This window comes from Henriciella marina DSM 19595 (assembly GCF_000376805.1).
Taxonomy (GTDB): domain Bacteria; phylum Pseudomonadota; class Alphaproteobacteria; order Caulobacterales; family Hyphomonadaceae; genus Henriciella; species Henriciella marina.
Map to the genome: position 1 here is coordinate 242,339 of NZ_AQXT01000002.1, position 16,165 is coordinate 258,503.

Consider the following 16,165-nt stretch of genomic DNA (forward strand, 5'->3'; position numbering starts at 1 on the left):
TGGTGCGGTCAGACTTTTGCGAGTTTGACGCCGCGCTGGCTGGCTCCGACGGGCCCGCCCGATCCATAGCAGAACTCGTGAAGGGACCCGCCAGCCAGGGCTTTTTGCGCGGCGTTGTAACCAGCTTCCACAGCTTCTTCATAGGCTGTCCAGTCGCGAAGTTCGATGTCGCGCAACTCTGGCAGGATGAGCGTGTCGACGAGATCCCTGCCAGCCGTCGGGTTTACGCTCAGCGTGGCTGACCGCATCAGCAGGCCCGCGATCGGCGGCGCAGACGAGAAACCGTGCCGCCAGACCCATTGGAAAAAGTTTGGCGGACTGACGAAATCCTCTGCATTCAGCCCCTCGGGTGCGCGGGCGACATCAGAGCCGATCACGACGCCGCGATGGAGCTCTCGCATGACATCGGTTGGAAAATTATTGAGCACCGCGCCATCGACCAGGACTTCGCCATCGTGCACCACCGGTGGCAGAATACCGGGGAGCGAAATTGTCGCTCGAAGTGCGGTTCGTAAATTGCCTCGCCGGTGAACGCGGTACGTACCATCTGTCAGATTGGTCGAGACGGCAAAGAACGGAATGCTGAGATCACCGATATCTACATCACCAAAGTGCTCTTCCAGCCGCCGGTTCACCCGCTTGCCCTTCACCATGGCGATCACCGGCAGGTTATAGTCCCCCAGGGGGTTGGACTCGACGAACGCCTTGCGGATGCGGTGCTCGATCTCTTCGTCCGGCCAGCCCATAGCGACACAAGCGGCAACCACCGCGCCCATGGAGGCGCCGCCGGCAAAATCGATCGGCAGACCCGCTTCACGAATAGCTTTGATCACTCCGATATGAGCATAGGCCCGCGCGCCGCCGCCTGACAGTATGAGACCGATGGATCGTCCAGCCATGACCCGCGCCAGGCGGTCACAGCCTTCTGTGTCCACCCCCGTCCAGTGAAAGAGGCGCGCGGCACCCGAAGCGTCCAGCCAGTCTGACGGGCTCGACGCTTCCCGCTCTGTACTGTGGTGAAGAAGCACGATGTCCACCAGCTGGAGCGAACGAGCTGGAGAGTCGTATGACGGCATGAGCGGGTTGGATGGCCGGGCGTCGGCCCTACCGAAGACCCACACGCGGTCTGCCTGCCGCGTGGAGAGGCGAAACCATGAGGAGTCGCCCACTGAGGTGACCAGCATGACAATGTCATTATTGGCTTCGAGTTCGTCGAAGAAGCCGCTCGACTTGTCCCGGCCTTCCGCCTCATCGATGATGCGGCATGACATGTTGAAGCGTTTCAGGGCTTTCTGGAGCGCCTCCGCACGTAGCTGGAGGTCGATCGTCGGCGAGGTCGCAACCAGAGCGAAAACCTTTGGCGCATTGCGCCTGTTCGGCTTTCGGCCTTCACGAAGGCGCGACAGCATGATCTGGATCATTGAGGTCAGGATGTCGGGGTCGGCCTTGATGATCCGCTCAAACCCCTTGCGGGAAATTTCGAGAATCTCCGCATCGCGCAGCGCATAGACAGAGCTGGTATGGGGCGCATTGTCAGCAATGCCGTCGCCGTCTGCGTCAATGGCGCCTTCGAAGAGCGCCATTTCGCCGACCGGTTCACCGGCACGGATGTGCCCGATAAAATCAGACCGGCCATCTGGCATGGTGCGAAACGCGCCAAGCGAACCGGACAATACGAAATAGATCGATTCCGAGATGTCGCCTGCCTTGAAGAGATCCCATCCGGCCGGCAGCGCAAACCATTTTGCCTCGCGCCCGGCCGCCTTGAGGGCGCGTTTCGGCACGTCCCCCAGGAAGGGGATCGATTTCAGGGTTGGGGCAATATCGAGACTCATTTTTCCCAGTGTGTGCCTTCGCTTGGGCTCTGAAAAGGTCTTTGTTCGGCGAAGTTATGACAGAAAAGATTGTCTACACTGTTACCGCCGCGGGATGACATTGCCCGCAACGGGCGATAGGTCTGCAAGAAACAGTCTCCAGGAGGGCCAATGCCCGTATTGAAAACCACGCTCGATACATCTGGCGAAAAATTCTCGTCGAACAGGCAGGCCATGGAAGCCCTGCTTGAGGAGCTGAGCGAAAAGACCGCAGGCGCCGCGCTTGGCGGTCCCGAACGGTCCCGTCAGCGTCATACAGAGCGTGGCAAATTACTGCCGCGCGAACGGGTTGAACGCCTTCTGGACCCCGGCGCGCCCTTCCTGGAAATTGGCGCGCTGGCGGCAAATGGCATGTATGATGATGAGGCCCCGGGCGCCGGTATCATCACGGGTGTTGGCCGGGTCGAGGGCCGCGAATGCATGATCGTCTGCAATGATGCGACGGTGAAAGGCGGCGCCTATTTTCCGATGACGGTGAAAAAGCATTTGCGCGCGCAGGAAATCGCCGAGCAGAACCGGTTGCCTTGTATCTATCTGGTCGATAGCGGCGGCGCCAACCTGCCGCACCAGGCAGAGGTCTTTCCGGACCGTGAGCACTTCGGCCGCATCTTCTACAATCAGGCGCAGATGAGCGCGAAGGGCATCCCGCAGATCGCATCGGTGATGGGTTCGTGCACAGCGGGCGGGGCCTATGTCCCGGCCATGTCTGACGAGACGATCATCGTGCGCAAGCAGGGCACGATCTTCCTCGGTGGTCCGCCTCTGGTGAAGGCTGCCACGGGTGAAGAGATTTCAGCCGAAGATCTTGGCGGGGCAGATGTTCATGCCCGCAAGTCCGGTGTGGCGGATCATTATGCGGCGAGCGATGAGCATGCCCTCGCAATCGTGCGCTCAATCGTCCGCACGCTGCATCAGCCAAAGCCCGACACGGTTGGCTATGCCGATCCGCGCGACCCACTTTATGATCCGCGCGAGCTTCATGGCCTTGTGCCACGCGATGTCCGTGAGCCCTATGACGCGCGTGAGGTGATCGCCCGTGTCGTTGACGGGTCGGAGTTTCATGAGTTCAAGCAGCTTTACGGCGAAACGCTGGTCTGCGGCTTTGCGCATATTTATGGCATGCCGGTCGCGATCCTCGCCAATAATGGCATTCTCTTCTCAGAGAGCGCGCAGAAGGCGGCACACTTCATTGAGCTGGCCGACCAGCGCCGCACACCGCTTATCTTCCTGCAGAACATCACCGGCTTCATGGTCGGCTCGAAATATGAAGCCGGCGGCATTGCCAAGGACGGCGCCAAGATGGTGACGGCGGTTGCGACCGCATCTGTGCCAAAGCTGACGGTGGTCACCGGCGGCAGTTTCGGGGCTGGCAATTATGGCATGTGCGGGCGCGCCTATAGCCCGCGCTTCATGTTCATGTGGCCGAACGCCCGTATCTCTGTGATGGGCGGCGAGCAGGCCGCGTCAGTGCTGGCAACAGTCCGCCGCGATGGGATGGAGCGGCGCGGGGAGGAATGGAGCGCCGAGGACGAAGAGGCCTTCAAGGCGCCGGTGCGCGACGCCTATGAGGCTGAAGGCAGCCCTTACTACTCCACAGCGCGTCTCTGGGACGATGGCATCATTGACCCGGCTGACACGCGCCGCGTCCTGGCGCTGTCGCTCTCTGCTGCGCTGAACGCTCCGCTAGGCGAGCGCGGCTTTGGCCTCTTCAGAATGTAACTTTCGCGACTTTCCAAAGCTTAATGAACGTCGCAAGTGCCAGATAAAAATGACGAATTTTTGGGTATAGACCCTTGGGCTAGCTTGATGACGACTTTTTCACGCATCCGGCCAGCGGGGCTGCGCGTCTCCTTCCTGCATCTCAGAGAGAGATCGCAAAACAAGGAGTGAGTTATGAAACGCTTTGCAATTATCCTCGCCGGTGCCGCAGCAGCTGGTACTTTCGCCGCATCCGCTGGTGAAATGAGCGCCTTCGGCGACGTCGATACCGATACGAGCGGCACCATTTCACAGGAAGAATTCGTGACCTGGAAAACCGCCGATGGTGATGTGACCGCGCAGGAAGCCACCGAGAAATTCACCATGGTGGACGCCGACTATAATGGCGAGATCAGTGAGGCCGAGTATGAAGATGCCAAGGCCGAGTGGTCCGAAGAAAAAGAAGCGAGCGACATGACGGGCGAAACCGACATGGAAGCCGACACGGACATTGAAACCGATACTGAGCTGGACACAGACTACTAGTACCGGTCCATCTTGAAATCGAGCGAGGGGCCTGCAGCCGCAGGCCCCTTTTGCTTGCAAGCTTGCGGCAGTCGTGCCACCCGGACACGCGGTTGCCGCGTGTGGAGTAGAAGGCCCTGACTACGAACCGATTTGATCTTTTGCGTCTTCTGTTCGCGTCTGGTGTCGTCATCTTTCATGCCGTCGCCCTGACCGCGATCGCGCCGCGCTCGCCGCTGGAGCTCGCGCTCGGCGACCTTGCCGAACTCTCCATACAAGGCTTTTTCATTGTCTCGGGCGCGCTGGTCTTCGGCTCTCTTCAGCGCTCTGGTGGTCTTGGCGATTATGCCGAGAAGCGGGTGCGGCGGCTCTATCCGGCCTATGTCGTGATCATCCTGCTTCCGGCGCTCGCAAGCCTCATTATCGCTGGCCCGGAGGCTATTGCGGGAATCCTGCGCTATCTGGGCGCCAATCTCGTTTTCCTGAACTTCCTCGCCCCGGACCTGCCTGGACTTTTTGAGGGTCAGCGGTTTGAGGCCGTCAATGGCGCGCTCTGGACGCTCAAGATCGAGGTGATGTTCTATCTGGCCCTGCCGGTCATCGCGTTCTTTATGCGCAAGGCCGGCAAGGAGTGGTGGGCTGTTTTGGTGCTGCTCTATGTGGGCGGCGAAGCCTGGCGGCTCTTGCTGCCACCCATCATCGCGTCGTCGGGTGCGTCAGATACAATCGTTACGCTCACCCCAGAACTCGCGCGTCAACTACCGGGCCAGATGGCCTTCTTTGCGAGCGGTATGGCGCTCTGGTCAGTCTGGGACCGGGCCAAAACCCGCCCCGGCATGTTCGGGCTGGCGGGTCTGGCCATCTTTGTGTTTTCCTGGCTCCATCCTCTGCTGGAGCCCCTGCGTGCGGCCGGACTTGCAGGCCTCATTGCCTGGGTCGCCTTCGCGCCGGGCCCTGTTCTCAACGCCGCGCGCTACGGCGATATTAGCTACGGGCTCTACATTACACATTTCCCCATTCTGCAGGCCCTCATCATGATGGGGCTCTTTGCTGCAACAGGCCTCGCTATCGGCTTCCTTATCGCCGGGGGGCTCACCCTGGCGGCGAGCTTTGCGCTATGGTGGGCGGTCGAGAAGCCAGCCCTTCGCCGTGACAGCCATTACAGGCAGGCTGCAAAGGACGGCTGACGGCCATTTCAAATTCCGCGATCCGCGCCTAACGTCTCCTGCAGATCATAGGAGACTTTCATGGCCTATCAGACCATTTCACTTGATGCGACGCCCGGCGGGATCGCCATCCTCACGCTGAACCGCCCGGACAAGCACAACGCCTTCAATGCGATCGTGATCGAGGAACTCACTGACGCGCTCGAAACGCTGGAAGAACAGACCACGGTCCGCATGGTTATCCTGCGCGGCAACGGGCCAAGCTTTTCTTCCGGCGCAGACCTGGAATGGATGAAGGCCGCTGCCGACTATACCCGCCACGAGAATGAGGAAGACGCCTACAGGCTGGCTGAAATGCTGCGCAAGCTCGCCGAATTGCCTCAGATGACGGTGGCGCTGGTCCATGGCGCGGTGATGGGCGGCGGGGCAGGTCTGGTTGCGGCCTGCGATATCGCTGTTGCGATGAAAGAAACCAAGTTCCGCTTCTCGGAGGTTCGCCTTGGTCTGACCCCTGCAACCATCAGCCCTTTCGTCATCTCGGCCATCGGCCCGCGTTGGGCCAAGGCGCTGTTCGTGTCCGCTGAAAGCTTCGATGCGACCTTTGCTGAACGTATCGGGCTTGTTCAGTACGTGGTCGAGACTGATCAGGGTCTTCTGGAAATGGAAGAGTATCTGGCCGATCTTGCGAGCAAGGCTGCGCCGGGTGCAATCGCCGACAGCAAGAAGCTCGTGCTCGACTTTGCCGCCGTGGAGTTTGATCAGTCGCTCAGCCATGAGACGGCCAAACGGATTGCAGCACGCCGGGCCAGCGATGAGGGAAAGGAGGGTCTCTCGGCCTTCCTCGAAAAACGCAAAGCCAGCTGGGCCGAATAGGCGCCCGGCCCATGCGGCCGCGAAAAGACCGCCTGGAACCTGATGATTGCCGCGCGCTTGCCTTGTGAGCGCCGAGTTTGCCCGTGAGATAACCCACCATGTGGACACGCGCGCGGTGGCAGGACTGGCTTACAGATCAGCGGGAGGCGCTCAGGTGCCGAACGGTGCACGGGGCGTGGTCGTCTGCGCTGTTCGAATTTCTGAGCTTTGGCATCAAGCAGGGCTGGGCGTGTATCTTTGGCGGCCTCCTGCTGGGCCTGATCCTGCTGACGCATCTCTACTATCCGGATGGCGCGTCTCTCAGCCGGTATGACTTTCTGGTCCTTGCCGCGGTTCTGATCCAGATCGTCCTGATCGCGACAGGTCTCGAAAGCCTTGAAGAGGCGAGGGTCATCCTCGCCTTCCACATCGTCGGCACTGCGATGGAGATATTCAAGACGGGCGCTGGCAGCTGGATTTATCCGGAAGAGAATCTGCTCCGCATCGCCGGGGTACCGCTTTTCTCAGGGTTCATGTACGCCGCTGTCGGCAGCTATATTGCGCGCGTCTGGCGGATCTTCGAGTTCAAGTTCGACCGGTTCCCGCCGCTCTGGCTGCAGGCGCTGCTGGCAACCGCGATCTATGTGAATTTCTTCGCGCACCATTTCATGATCGATATCCGCATTGGCCTGTTTGTCGCGACCGTCCTGATATATGGACGGTGTGTCGTCTGGTTTCGGGCGGATCAGACTTACAGGCCGATGCCGCTCGTTATCGGATTTGGTCTGGTTGCACTTTTTATCTGGTTTGCCGAGAATATTGGAACACTTGCGCGGGCCTGGACCTATCCGGGGCAGGAGTCAGCCTGGAAACTTGTTTCTCCGGCAAAATTCGGCTCTTGGTACCTGCTGATGATCATAAGTTTCGTGCTGGTGGCCCTGATCCACCGGCACCGGAAAGGACACGATGCTGAAAAGCCTGCTGATCGCGAACCGGGGTGAAATTGCCTGCCGGATCATCGAGACCTGCAAACGTCTCGGCGTGCGCACGATTGCCGTCTATTCCGATGCCGATGTCTATGCGCGCCATGTCGCCATGGCTGACGAAGCTGTCCATATCGGCGCTGCGCCGGCCGCAGAGAGCTACCTTCAGGGCGACCGCATCATCGAGGCCGCCCGGAAAACGGGCGCCGAGGGAATACATCCCGGCTATGGCTTCCTGTCAGAAAATGCTGATTTCGCCGAGGGCGTCGCCCGGGCAGGCCTGATCTGGGTCGGGCCAAAGGCTGAGACGATTCGCTCCATGGGCCTCAAGGACGAAGCCAAGCGCATTGCAGAAGATGCCGGCGTTCCGGTCCTGCCCGGCTATCGCGGCGAGGCGCAGGACGCCCCGACGCTTGAAACCGAAGCCGAGCGGATCGGCTATCCGATCCTGATCAAGGCGGTCGCAGGTGGCGGTGGTCGCGGCATTCGTCTCGTGTCGAAGAAAAGCGACCTTGCCGGAGAGCTTGAAAGCGCCGTGCGTGAGGCGAAATCCTCATTCGGCGACGGCCGGGTCATGCTCGAAAAACTGGTCGAGCAGCCCCGCCATATCGAGGTTCAGGTGTTCGGCGACAGCCATGGCAATGGCGTCCACCTCTATGAGCGCGATTGCTCGCTCCAGCGCCGCCGCCAGAAAGTGGTCGAGGAAGCGCCAGCCCCGGGCATGCCTGAGGATGTGCGCGCAGCCATGACGGGCGCGGCTGTCGATCTCGCCAAGGCCGTCGGGTATGAAGGCGCTGGAACGGTCGAGTTCATCGTCCATGGCGCCAAACCGCTTTCCACCGACACCTTCTTTTTCCTCGAGATGAATACAAGGCTTCAGGTCGAGCATCCTGTCACGGAGCTGATCACCGGCACCGATCTTGTCGAATGGCAATTGCGCGTGGCCTCTGGCGAGAAACTGCCGCTGGAACAGGGCGATATCCCGCTTTACGGACACGCGATCGAGGCCCGCATCTGCGCCGAAGACCCCGCCGATAATTTCCGGCCCGGGGCAGGGCGGCTCTATGCGTTCAGCCTCGGCGACGTCGAACGGCTATCGGAAATGCGCGGCAATACATCAGAGGACATGTTCGACGAGGACTCGACCATTTATCGTCTGGATACGGGCTTCGGCGCTGGAGATACGGTGCCAGCCGTCTACGATTCCATGATCGCAAAGGCGATCGTGAAAAGCTGGGACAGGGAAAGCGCGATTGATGCGCTGTCTGAAAGCCTCGGCGAAAGCATCATTGCCGGCATCCCGAGCAATATCGGATTTCTCAAACGTTGCCTTGATCATGGCGTCTTCCGCGATGGCGAGCACCATGTGAACTGGATCGCTGACGAGATCGACGCGCTGACACAGCCAAAAAGCGATGTGCGTGAGGCCGCTGGCAGGCTGGTCGCGCACGCGCTGATGACCCCTGCCGACACCGGCCCGTTTGATCAGCGCGACGGCTGGCGGATGAATGCATCGCCGCGTCGCTCGATGCGCCTGAAACTCGATGGTGAGATTGGCGATTTCGAGCCTGACGCCGAAAACCTTCCGGCGGTATGGCCTGTTATATCCATCACCGAGCAACGGTTCGCTGTGGCCGTGGACGGCGACACGGTGCTGGTCGATATTCCAGACTATGAGGCCGAAGCCGAAGCCCTCGCCGGCGGTGACAAGGTGTCGGCGCCAATGCCGGGCAAGGTCATCGACATGCGCGTGAAGGCGGGCGACGAGGTCACCAAGGATCAGGTGCTGGCGGTGATGGAAGCCATGAAAATGGAACACAGCCTCAAGGCACCGCGAGACGGCGTCGTCAAATCCGTCGGAGCTGAGATTGGCGAGCAGGTCGCCGAAGGCATTGTTCTGGTCGAGCTGGAAGAAATCTAGCCACCGAATTGCTGTTGGAATGGCAGGAAGGGACTGGCCCCGCGCCGCGCCAGCGTTAAATTCCAGGACGTGAGCCTGAACATCCTGAAACTCTGCGTCGGCGCCGAAGATATCGGTGATCTGGAAACGTGGCAGAAGCGCCTGATGCGCACGCACAAGCAGCCCGTGCACCACACCCGCATGGTGCCGAAGCGCATTGATGAGCTGCTGGATGGCGGCTCGATCTACTGGGTCATCAAAGGCCTGATACAGGTGCGCCAGCCGTTCACCGACATTCGTGTGGTCGCTGATCGCAATGGCCGCAAAGCTTGCGAGTTTGTGCTCGATCCCGAATTGATCACCGTCGACCCCACGCCCAAGCGTCCCTTTCAGGGCTGGCGCTATCTCAAACCGGCTGAATCCCCTTCAGACATCGGATCTAAGGGCAAGTCCGACAATATCCCGCCCGCGCTCCACGCCAAGCTCAAAGAGGCGATGGTCTGGTAGATCTGCCGCGACGCTCAACTTGGCGTGACCGCGCCGGGCAATAGTTTAGTCGCTCAGCGCCTCGGCGGCCGCGTTTTCTGTGACACGAAATCATGGGTCGGAGCGCCGTGTCGGCGGCCGCAGCTTCAGCTGAAGGGGGGGCTGTCAGATCGGAAGATCTAGAAGACGCGCCCGTAGAAATTGGCTACAGAGTGCGCCGCTAGCCGCAATAACGATAAGCGTTTGGGAGCTGATATTAGGGCATGCCAGCGGACGAGGCATAAATGGCTCGCCCGCTGGTCAAGTTCAGTAGGGATCAGTCGACCTGCTCGGGCTTGCCGGGCTTTTTCTTCTTCGACTTCTTGCTCTTGTCCTCGATGTATTCGAAGGCGAGCTTTTCTTCATCCTCGGCATCGACCGTGATCTTCACCGCGCCGCCCTTGGCGAGCTTGCCGAAGAGAAGCTCCTCAGCCATCGGTTTCTTCACGTGCTCCTGAATGGTGCGTGAGAGAGGCCGCGCGCCAAACTCTTCATCGAAGCCGCGCTCTGCGAGCCAGTCGCGGGCCTCGTCTGAAAGCTCGATCGTCACGTTGCGGTCTGCAAGCTGCACTTCGAGCTGAAGCACGAACTTCTCAACCACACGCTCGATAATCGCCGGTGTCAGACCGCCAAAAGTGATCGTCGCATCGAGGCGGTTGCGGAATTCCGGCGTGAAGAGACGTTTGAGCGCCTCTTCCTGCTCGTCTTCCTTCTTGCCACGGCCAAAGCCGATGGAGTTTTTCGCCGCATCGGACGCACCGGCATTGGTGGTCATGATGAGGATGACATTGCGGAAGTCGACCTTGCGGCCGTTGGCATCCGTAAGCGTGCCATTGTCCATCACCTGAAGCAGGATGTTGAACAGATCCATATGCGCCTTCTCGATCTCATCGAGGAGGAGAACGCAGTGGGGATGCTGCATCACGCCGTCAGTCAGAAGGCCGCCTTGGTCAAAACCAACGTAGCCCGGAGGCGCACCGATCAGGCGCGACACCGTATGACGTTCCATGTATTCGGACATGTCGAAGCGTAAAAGCTCAACGCCCATGATGGACGATAGCTGGCGGGCAACTTCGGTTTTGCCGACGCCGGTCGGGCCAGTGAACAGGTACGAGCCGATTGGCTTGTTCGGCTCACGAAGACCTGCACGCGACAGCTTGATCGCCGACGAGAGCGCTTCGATCGCCTGGTCCTGACCATAGACGACGCGGTTGAGATCGGACTGCAGGTTCTTGAGGGCGACGGCGTCGTCCTTGGTGACCTGTTTGGGGGGAATGCGGGCAATCTTCGCAATCACCGCTTCGATTTCCTTGGTGCCGATCTGCTTGCGGCGGCGGCTCTCAGGCACAAGCCACTGCGTTGCGCCGGCTTCGTCGATCACGTCGATGGCCTTGTCCGGCAGCATCCGGTCAGTGATGTAGCGGTCAGAAAGCTCGACCGCCGTCTTGATCGCATCATTGGTATAACGGATGCCATGAAAGTCTTCGAACGTCGGCTTCAGACCCGTCAGGATCTTGATCGCATCCGGCACACTTGGCTCGACCACATCAATCTTGCGGAAGCGGCGGGCAAGCGCGCGGTCCTTTTCGAAGTGCTGCTTGTACTCCTTGAAGGTCGTCGAGCCCATGCAGCGGACCTCGCCGCTCTGCAGCGCAGGCTTGAGAAGGTTCGAGGCGTCCATCGCGCCGCCGGACGTGGCCCCGGCACCGATAACGGTGTGGATCTCATCAATGAAGAGAATGCCTTTTTCCTGTTCGGCGATTTCCTTCATGACCGCCTTCAGGCGCTCCTCGAAGTCACCGCGATAGCGCGTACCGGCCAGCAGGGCGCCCATGTCGAGCGACCAGATCACGGCATCGTCCAGAATTTCAGGAACTTCGCCGTCGACAATCTTCTTGGCGAGACCCTCAGCGATGGCGGTCTTGCCAACGCCGGGGTCGCCGACCAGCACAGGATTGTTCTTCGACCGGCGGCAGAGCACCTCGATGCAGCGTTCGACCTCAGCGTCGCGGCCGATCAGCGGGTCAACCTTGCCCTGCTTGGCCTTCTCATTCAGGTTCACGCAATAAGCTTCGAGGGCTTCCTTGGCGGGCCCCGGCTTTTGCTGCTGCTGGTGCTCGGTCTCTTCGGACCCGCGCGGGGTCGTCGAGCGTGACATGCCCGGCGATTTCGCAAGGCCGTGGGAGACGAAGTTGACCGCGTCATAGCGCGTCATGTCCTGCTCCTGCAGGAAGTAGGCGGCATGGCTTTCGCGTTCGGAAAAGATCGAGATCAGCACATTGGCGCCCGACACTTCATCGCGCCCAGAGCTTTCAACGTGCAGGATCGCGCGCTGGACCACTCGCTGGAAGGCGGCGGTCGGCTGCACGGATGTGGCAGGACTGTCGGTAATGAGGCTGGAAAGTTCATCGTCAATATACTGGGCGAGCGACTGGCGCAGCTGTGCGATGTCTACCTTGCAGGCAGTCATCACTTCTACTGCGTCGGTATCCTCGGTCAGCGCCAGTAGCAGGTGCTCAAGCGTCGAATATTCGTGCGAGCGTTCACCAGCAAGGTTCAGCGCTTTTTCCAGGGCAGTTTCAAGACTGTCGGTCAGTGAGGGCATCTAGCTTTAATCCTCTTTTTCCATCGTGCATTGCAGAGGATGTTCGTTGCGCCGCGCCAGGTCCATGACCTGGGCAACTTTTGTTTCGGCGACCTCGAAAGTGTACACGCCGCAAACTCCTACGCCCTTCTGGTGCACGTGGAGCATAATACGAGTCGCCTGTTCCGGGCTCTTGTTGAAGAATTGCTCCAGAATGAAGACGACGAATTCCATCGGCGTATAGTCATCATTCAGCAGCAGCACCCGGTACATGCTCGGTTTTTTGGTCTTTACCCGCGTCTCCGTGACGACGCCTGTGCCGTCCTGATCATCCGTGCGGGCCGGGCCCGACGGATCGTCCGGGTCAGCGAGTCTGGGTCTGAAATCTATTGCGGACATGGTCATGAGATAGGTTTGCTTGCTGGCATTTTCAGCCTGATACGTTCTGCTTCGCTGATCAAGCTGTAGCTGCCGTATTTCGTTTCAACTGCGACAGAAGCGATTGAACGCGTTTCTGGTTCGCCTTGAAATCATATTTGCCGACCCGCGATCGAGAAAGGACCGCAAGCTCACTGGTTTGAGAACCGTCGTCGCTCGCGAACGCCCTGATGGCGATATCGTCCTTGAATTTCAGCAGCTTGGTTTTCGCGACCACCGCGAGCTGCATGTTCTCTTCGTCAGTTTTGACCACCTCCCAATTATCCTGATCGGCAACCAGCATCTGCACGCGTTTGAAAAGTGCGGCGGCAGGTTCGCCAAAGACGGGTGATTTCTCATCAGCTTCGGCAGTGGATGACAGCGTCGATGGCAGGACGAGATAGGTGTTCGGCGTGGATGGCCGTTCAAGGGTTTCGAATGAAACGATCTGGGTCATACAGGGAATATAGGTCGCGGCTTTGCTGCATGCACGGGGCTGGCTGCAGAGAGCACAACGAAAAAGGCCGACTGTCGAAACAGCCGGCCTTCTGAAGTCAGTCCTGCCTGCGAAAGAGGCAAGCGATTTAGGCGGCTTTCGCCTTGGAAGCTGCTTCCTTCGTCTCGGCAGTCGCCATCTGGGCGTAGCCAGCGAATGGCTGGAAGTAGTTATTCATTGCGGTGGTGTAGATGCCAGCCAGCTCGCTAAGGCCGTCCATGTGGGCCTTGACGCTGTTGCGCATGAAGGTCGACTGGATTTCCATCGCCTCTTCCATCGTGGTGGCGCCAGCGAGTGTCTTGCCGGTTTCGACAGTCATGCTCATACGGTCTTGCGCTTGGCGCATGACAGCAGCACTTGCGTCCTGGAAGCTCTTGACGGAAGCTTTAGCGCTCTCCGAGCTGGCGGACATTGCGTCCTTGCCCATTTCGCCGAAAGGGAATGCCTTTGCGAAAGTCTGGGGATCGAACGTTCCGAACATGTTGGTTTCAGTTTTAGCCATGAAGCAATCTCCTTCTATGACTTCAATATAGGCGAATCTCTTCGCGGTTGCAACATGTTTTTGTGCACCGCACAATAATTACGCCTGGCAAGCGAATTGCAGGTTAACAAATCGCGTCACGCGGTTAACGACTGGCTAACTCATATAGAGCACTCTAGGTTCTGTCTCGGCGGTGGTCGGACGAAAAGCAGATTAGTAAATCGGGGAGTATTGAATGAAACTGGGATTCGGTCGCCGGACAGCAAATGCCCTGTTTGGCATGTTTGCCATAATCCTGATGATGTCCCCTGTGGCTCATGCGGAAAAATATGCGTCCATCGTTGTCGACGCTGACACGCATGAAGTGCTGCATGCCCGCCACGCAGATGCGCCGCGTTATCCTGCTTCCCTGACCAAGGCGATGACCCTCTATATGGTCTTCGACGCGCTGAAGTCGGGGGAGATTACTCTTTCCGAACAGCTTCCGGTTTCGCGCAACGCGGCCGCCCAGCCGCCCTCAAACCTTCGCCTTGCTGCCGGGTCGACCATTTCGGTGCGCGATGCCATCCGTGCGCTGGTGACGAAATCGGCAAATGACGTTGCCGTTGTGATCGCCGAGCGTCTCGGTAACTCGGAATCGCGCTTTGCCACGCTAATGACGGCAAAGGCCCGCTCGCTCGGCATGACCCGCACGACCTTCCGAAACGCATCCGGCCTGCCTGATGAGCGCCAGCTCTCGACCGCGCGCGACATGGCCGTTCTGGCAGAACGCCTGCTGGAAGATCATGCGGGCTACTATCACTACTTCTCCACTGATAGCTTCCAGTGGGGCTCCAGAAAGTTTCCGAACCACAACGCGCTCCTTGCGTCTGTCGAAGGCGTCGACGGGATCAAGACCGGCTATACGAGGGCCTCTGGCTTCAACCTGATGACGTCTGCGCGCCGCGATGGCCGCCGGGTGATCGCCATCATGTTTGGTGGCTCGACGTCACGCTCGCGCAATGACCATGTCACCGACCTGATCGAGGCCGCCTTCAGCAGCTTCCAGACGCCCAAGCTCCCGGAGATGACGCTGGCGAATTACGCGATGTCTGCGCTGCAGGTGCCGGGCAATCCGGATGGGGCCGCCTTGCCCATGCTGAACGGGCAGGTCTTCGTGCCGGTGATTGGCGAGGGTGACGAAAGCGGCCCAGTCTCGGCCTCGACGTCCCGATAATTCGCTTTTTAGGATCAACATATGCAAAAGGGCAGGTGCGCGCCTGCCCTTTTTTTGTTTGGCGATGAAGCTGCTTCTAGATCGTCAGCTCCGCCTCGACCAGCTCCGGCAGGTTGAGCATAAGGACAAGCTCGCGAAGTTCCTGGCGGGCCGCCACATGGCTCATCGTGAAGGCGAAGTTCGAGCCTTTTTCGGTAAGGTCGAGCAGGGTGAGCCCAGCTGGGAACAGCTCTCTGTAGATCACACGCTCCGAGAGACCTGGCGCAAGCCGGAAGCCGATCCGCTTCGAAAGGTTTTCCAGCGCCTCGCCGACTTTCTGCTTGTTGCGCGCCTCAAGTGGTGAGATCCGGTTGCGCATGACAATCCAGTCGATCGGGTGCTTGCGCTGCTGGGCCCGCATCTTGCGGCAGTTCCAGACCATTTCGGAATAGAAGCTTGGGCGCAGGACCTGAAGGGTCTGCGGATTGACGTCGCCGAGAAGGTCGAAATCGACAAAGCTGTCATTCAGCGGGGTGATCAGCGTGTCGGCGTTGGAATGAGCAAGGCGTGACAGAAAGGTGTCGCTGCCGGGCGCATCGACAATTATGACGTCACATTCAGGCTTCAGCCGGTTCAGCGCCGCTTCGAAGCGCTCGGTTTCCTGTGTTTCAGCTTCATCAAGACTGCGCAGATCGCTGGCATCGACCCGGATCATCTCCGGCATCGGCAGGCGGGAGCCCGTCGATTCGGTCCAGCGCTGGCGGTTTTCCAGATAACGGGTGAACGAGCGCTGGCGCACGTCGAGATCGATCGTGCCGACGCGCTTTCCGAGCCTTAGGAGAGCAATACAGAGATGCATGGCAACGGTCGATTTCCCCGCGCCGCCTTTCTCATTGCCGATTGTGATAATGCGGCAGGTGTGGCCTGACCCGTTTCCGGCGTCGTGCTCATCCTGGTGCGCCGGCCCTATCGTGCCGAAACCATCTGCTGCCATGACAGCCCCTTCCAGTTTGTCTCAATGTGTATCGGTCGCCAGCGGCGCTGCGCTCAGGCAGGCATCAGACTTGGCGATCGATCGAACAATATGCGTTCGTGCCAGGCTGGCTCTGCACGCACGGGGCGCGGCACGGCCGGCTGGTCGAACAATTCATCGTCAAACAGGCCTTCGTCATCGAGAGAGCTATAGTCAGCAAACTCGACCCGGTAGCAGGCAGGCCGCTCTTCATGGACCGGCGCATTGCTTGCCACGTCAACAAGGCAGTTGCGCAGCCGGCAGAGCGAGGCGGTCAGCCGCGACAGGACATCGGTCTTGCCGACAACCGGGCGGGCATCTTCAAACAGCCAGTCATCGTGACCGCGTCCTGTGCTGAACGTCGGTTCTGTCTGTGGCACAAGACGGCGCGACCGCTTTTTCGATTTGAACGGAAGGGCCGCACGGGCCAGAAATGTTTGCAGACGAGGCATGTCGG

15 protein-coding genes are annotated in these 16,165 nt (G+C 59.6%); 8 read left to right on the top strand and 7 right to left on the bottom strand.

What is annotated here, in order from left to right:
• Positions 1-8: 8 nt before the first annotated feature.
• The gene (locus F550_RS0101195) at positions 9-1,835 is read right to left on the bottom strand and encodes a patatin-like phospholipase family protein (protein ID WP_018146694.1); all 1,827 of its coding nucleotides are present in this window, start codon (positions 1,833-1,835) and stop codon (positions 9-11) included.
• A 150-nt stretch (positions 1,836-1,985) separates the two neighbouring features.
• Between F550_RS0101195 and F550_RS0101200 the strand changes: the two genes are divergently transcribed.
• The 7 genes from F550_RS0101200 to F550_RS0101230 all read left to right on the top strand — a co-directional run bounded on the left by F550_RS0101200 (position 1,986) and on the right by F550_RS0101230 (position 9,505).
• Entirely contained in the window at positions 1,986-3,593 is a 1,608-nt protein-coding gene (locus F550_RS0101200; protein ID WP_018146695.1) for a carboxyl transferase domain-containing protein, read from the top strand.
• 174 nt (positions 3,594-3,767) lie between these two features.
• Positions 3,768-4,118 carry an EF-hand domain-containing protein gene (locus F550_RS16495; protein ID WP_018146696.1) on the top strand — a complete coding sequence of 117 codons (351 nt, stop codon included), beginning with the start codon at positions 3,768-3,770 and terminating at the stop codon, positions 4,116-4,118.
• Between the two features lie 140 nt (positions 4,119-4,258).
• Positions 4,259-5,284, top strand: a complete 1,026-nt coding sequence (locus F550_RS0101210) for an acyltransferase family protein (protein ID WP_018146697.1) — start codon at positions 4,259-4,261, stop codon at positions 5,282-5,284.
• Positions 5,285-5,344: 60 nt separating this feature from the next.
• Positions 5,345-6,136 carry an enoyl-CoA hydratase-related protein gene (locus F550_RS0101215; protein ID WP_018146698.1) on the top strand — a complete coding sequence of 264 codons (792 nt, stop codon included), beginning with the start codon at positions 5,345-5,347 and terminating at the stop codon, positions 6,134-6,136.
• A gap of 98 nt (positions 6,137-6,234) precedes the next feature.
• Positions 6,235-7,116: a DUF817 domain-containing protein gene (locus tag F550_RS16500; RefSeq protein ID WP_018146699.1), complete on the top strand. Its 882-nt coding sequence runs from the start codon at positions 6,235-6,237 to the stop codon at positions 7,114-7,116.
• Positions 7,082-9,019, top strand: coding sequence for an acetyl/propionyl/methylcrotonyl-CoA carboxylase subunit alpha (locus F550_RS0101225; RefSeq protein ID WP_026180481.1), 1,938 nt, complete (start codon positions 7,082-7,084; stop codon positions 9,017-9,019). The genes F550_RS16500 and F550_RS0101225 overlap by 35 nt, the downstream gene beginning before the upstream one ends.
• Before the next feature lie 69 nt (positions 9,020-9,088).
• Positions 9,089-9,505: a DUF1489 family protein gene (locus F550_RS0101230; RefSeq protein ID WP_018146701.1), complete on the top strand. Its 417-nt coding sequence runs from the start codon at positions 9,089-9,091 to the stop codon at positions 9,503-9,505.
• Positions 9,506-9,800: 295 nt separating this feature from the next.
• On the opposite strand, the gene clpA is transcribed toward F550_RS0101230, so the two are convergent.
• The 4 genes from clpA to F550_RS0101250 form a co-directional block, all read right to left on the bottom strand.
• The gene (clpA, locus tag F550_RS0101235; protein ID WP_018146702.1) at positions 9,801-12,128 is read right to left on the bottom strand and encodes an ATP-dependent Clp protease ATP-binding subunit ClpA; all 2,328 of its coding nucleotides are present in this window, start codon (positions 12,126-12,128) and stop codon (positions 9,801-9,803) included.
• A 6-nt stretch (positions 12,129-12,134) separates the two neighbouring features.
• The gene (gene clpS, locus F550_RS0101240) at positions 12,135-12,512 is read right to left on the bottom strand and encodes an ATP-dependent Clp protease adapter ClpS (RefSeq protein WP_018146703.1); all 378 of its coding nucleotides are present in this window, start codon (positions 12,510-12,512) and stop codon (positions 12,135-12,137) included.
• 52 nt (positions 12,513-12,564) lie between these two features.
• Complete coding sequence (locus F550_RS0101245; protein ID WP_018146704.1) at positions 12,565-12,981, bottom strand: DUF1499 domain-containing protein; 417 nt, start codon at positions 12,979-12,981, stop codon at positions 12,565-12,567.
• 127 nt (positions 12,982-13,108) lie between these two features.
• The gene (locus tag F550_RS0101250; RefSeq protein ID WP_018146705.1) at positions 13,109-13,522 is read right to left on the bottom strand and encodes a phasin family protein; all 414 of its coding nucleotides are present in this window, start codon (positions 13,520-13,522) and stop codon (positions 13,109-13,111) included.
• 214 nt (positions 13,523-13,736) lie between these two features.
• Between F550_RS0101250 and F550_RS0101255 the strand changes: the two genes are divergently transcribed.
• A complete protein-coding gene (locus F550_RS0101255) occupies positions 13,737-14,717 on the top strand; it encodes a D-alanyl-D-alanine carboxypeptidase family protein (protein ID WP_018146706.1) in 981 nt (326 codons plus the stop codon).
• A gap of 76 nt (positions 14,718-14,793) precedes the next feature.
• Here F550_RS0101255 and F550_RS0101260 read toward each other — a convergent pair whose 3' ends face one another.
• Together F550_RS0101260 and F550_RS0101265 are read right to left on the bottom strand one after the other, a co-directional pair.
• Positions 14,794-15,690: a division plane positioning ATPase MipZ gene (locus tag F550_RS0101260; RefSeq protein ID WP_018146707.1), complete on the bottom strand. Its 897-nt coding sequence runs from the start codon at positions 15,688-15,690 to the stop codon at positions 14,794-14,796.
• Between the two features lie 53 nt (positions 15,691-15,743).
• Positions 15,744-16,160 (bottom strand): hypothetical protein, encoded by a 417-nt coding sequence (locus F550_RS0101265; protein WP_018146708.1) that lies wholly within the window; start codon positions 16,158-16,160, stop codon positions 15,744-15,746.
• Between the last annotated feature and the right edge of the window lie 5 nt (positions 16,161-16,165).

Coding starts and splice junctions, on each gene's coding strand:
- F550_RS0101195 (WP_018146694.1), bottom strand. CDS start 1,835: ATGAGTCTCGATATTGCCCCAACCCTGAAATCGATCCCCTTCCTGGGG.
- F550_RS0101200 (WP_018146695.1), top strand. CDS start 1,986: ATGCCCGTATTGAAAACCACGCTCGATACATCTGGCGAAAAATTCTCG.
- F550_RS16495 (WP_018146696.1), top strand. CDS start 3,768: ATGAAACGCTTTGCAATTATCCTCGCCGGTGCCGCAGCAGCTGGTACT.
- F550_RS0101215 (WP_018146698.1), top strand. CDS start 5,345: ATGGCCTATCAGACCATTTCACTTGATGCGACGCCCGGCGGGATCGCC.
- F550_RS16500 (WP_018146699.1), top strand. CDS start 6,235: ATGTGGACACGCGCGCGGTGGCAGGACTGGCTTACAGATCAGCGGGAG.
- F550_RS0101225 (WP_026180481.1), top strand. CDS start 7,082: ATGCTGAAAAGCCTGCTGATCGCGAACCGGGGTGAAATTGCCTGCCGG.
- clpA (WP_018146702.1), bottom strand. CDS start 12,128: ATGCCCTCACTGACCGACAGTCTTGAAACTGCCCTGGAAAAAGCGCTG.
- clpS (WP_018146703.1), bottom strand. CDS start 12,512: ATGACCATGTCCGCAATAGATTTCAGACCCAGACTCGCTGACCCGGAC.
- F550_RS0101245 (WP_018146704.1), bottom strand. CDS start 12,981: ATGACCCAGATCGTTTCATTCGAAACCCTTGAACGGCCATCCACGCCG.
- F550_RS0101250 (WP_018146705.1), bottom strand. CDS start 13,522: ATGGCTAAAACTGAAACCAACATGTTCGGAACGTTCGATCCCCAGACT.
- F550_RS0101255 (WP_018146706.1), top strand. CDS start 13,737: ATGAAACTGGGATTCGGTCGCCGGACAGCAAATGCCCTGTTTGGCATG.
- F550_RS0101260 (WP_018146707.1), bottom strand. CDS start 15,690: ATGGCAGCAGATGGTTTCGGCACGATAGGGCCGGCGCACCAGGATGAG.
- F550_RS0101265 (WP_018146708.1), bottom strand. CDS start 16,160: ATGCCTCGTCTGCAAACATTTCTGGCCCGTGCGGCCCTTCCGTTCAAA.